General features: G+C 27.8%; 3 protein-coding genes. 2 read left to right on the forward strand and 1 reads right to left on the reverse strand.

Annotated elements, in window-relative coordinates:
* Positions 1–47 precede the first annotated feature (47 nt).
* On the forward strand, positions 48–590 hold the full coding sequence (locus CCO88_RS08570) for a pentapeptide repeat-containing protein (protein WP_002840164.1): 543 nt from the start codon (positions 48–50) through the stop codon (positions 588–590).
* Entirely contained in the window at positions 583–822 is a 240-nt protein-coding gene (locus CCO88_RS08575) for a helix-turn-helix domain-containing protein (RefSeq protein ID WP_002782521.1), read from the forward strand. Before CCO88_RS08570 ends, CCO88_RS08575 begins: the two co-directional genes overlap by 8 nt.
* Here the strand turns inward: CCO88_RS08575 and CCO88_RS08580 are convergent.
* Positions 749–1,948: a tyrosine-type recombinase/integrase gene (locus CCO88_RS08580; protein ID WP_002783946.1), complete on the reverse strand. Its 1,200-nt coding sequence runs from the start codon at positions 1,946–1,948 to the stop codon at positions 749–751. The two genes, CCO88_RS08575 and CCO88_RS08580, sit on opposite strands and share 74 nt — an antisense overlap.
* Positions 1,949–2,165 lie beyond the last annotated feature (217 nt).

The raw sequence follows: 2,165 nt of genomic DNA on the forward strand, positions 1-2,165 counted from the left end.
TTATGAAGAATACGAAGAAAAATGGAGAAAAATATTAAGGAGATGAGATGGGAATTTTAAAAAGACTTGATGAAACTATCATTATAGAAGATGATAGAAAAAGTGAAAAAGAATTAGTTGAGTATTGCATTTTAGAAGGTATTTCTTTAAATGATGCAAATTTGGAAAATGTAAATCTAAGTGGCTTAGATTTTGATAATGTGTTTATAAATGGAGCTAGTTTTAAAAATACTAATTTAAGCAATATTTCAAGTAAGAATGCATCTTTTATAGATTGCGATTTTAGTGGGGTAAGATTATATGGTTGCAATTTACTAGATACAGAATTTGAAAACTGCATCTTTGAAAATGTAGATTTTAGAGATTGCATAGGAGATATGAAAAATATCTTTACAGTAGCAATTGATACCTATGTTATGAATTTTTCAAAAACACATCTTAGTTTAGGATGCCAGATTAAAACCATACGAGAATGGAAAACAACCCATATCGATGATTTAGAAGATGAGGAGCAAAAATGGCTTTGGGGTTATTACAAGGATACTATTTTTGAAATTATAGACAAAAGATTGGGAGTTGAAAATGATTAGATTAGATATCGGAGATTACTACACAAGAAAAGAAGTTGCAAATCTTTTAAAAGTAAAAGAGCCTATAGTTCACAAATACGCCAAACAAGGCAAATTTAGAGAGTTTAAACAACATAGAAATTGTTCGGGATTGTATCCTAAACAAGATATTGAAAATTTTATAAAAAAATATTTCGGACTTGTTGATTTAGATCAGCAATCTCATCAAGATAATCTCCCCACCACTGCATAAGGATAGCTTTTTCCTTCAAATTTAAAGCATGATTATATGCAGATTTAATCTTATTTTTTTCTACATGCGCTAAACACAATTCTATAATATCGCTACTCATTTGGTGTTTATTTCTATTTTCATGGGCTAGGGTGCTAAACATAGCACGAAAGCCATGCGGTGTAAAATCATCATTAGAGTAGCCCATTCTTCTAAACATGGATCTAATTGTGTTATCGCTTATAATTTCACTTTTACTTCTTAAACTATAAAATAAATAGCCCGTATTAATACTCATCTCTTTGTATTTTTTAAGCATATATACACATTGAGAATTTAAAGGTATAGTATGTGCTCTTTTCATCTTCATATCTTCTTGCGGTATATACCAAATACCATTTTCCAAATCAATATCTTCCCATTTTGCACTTCTTATACTAAAGCTTCTTTGTGCAGTTAATAAAGAAAACATTGCTGCAATTTTTACACTAATATATCCCTTGTAATCAATTATATTATCTACTAATGCTTTAATTTCTTTAGTTTCCAACAAGGTGGCATGATTTTTACTCGCTTTATTTATAAGCAATTCTTTTCTATTTAGATTTGCCATGGGGTTACTTTTAATATATTCTTTTATAACACCATGTCTAAAAATTTCATTTAAAAGAGTAAAGAACTTATCGGCACCTTCTCTTATATTTTCTTTTCTAAATTTTTCAAAACTTTTTAAAATATCCTTGATTTGCAATTTATCTAATATAATTTCTCCATAAATTCCAAAAGCAAATCTTTGTAAATAACTCATATAGCTTTTGTAGGTTTTTTCGCTTAATTCAAGTTTTTTAAGATCCATTTTTTCCAACGCTAATTCTTTAAATGTTATTTCATACTTTTCTCTTATACTGTCATTTTCAGCTAAATTTACTTTTAGATTATCTCTTTGTTTTCTAGCGTTAGCAAGATTGAGGGTAGGGTATTCCCCTAGAGTTATTCTTTTGTATCTTAAAGTTTTAGGACATTTATAATTAAATATAAAAGTTTTCTTACCGCTCGGATAAATACAAAGAAGTAGGTTGTCAAAATCAGCAATATAGTATTTTTTGTCTTTAGCTTTTAAGGCTTTTATTTTGGTATCGTTTAGCACTTTTATTCCTTTAGGTCAATAAAGTCAATAGCAAATTTTAGCTAGGTCAATAACAAAGTCAATAAAAAATATCTGCAAGTATAATAAATTAAAATAAATTAAAAATAATCTAAAGCAATTAGATATCTACGAAAAGCCTATTTTATAGATGATTAAAAAGAAGTAAAAAAAATTGAAAAAAGCTAAAAGAAGTACAAATGGTGCGGTTAGCGAGATT

The organism is Campylobacter coli LMG 9860, assembly GCF_000254135.1.
Taxonomy (GTDB): Bacteria; Campylobacterota; Campylobacteria; order Campylobacterales; family Campylobacteraceae; genus Campylobacter_D; species Campylobacter_D coli.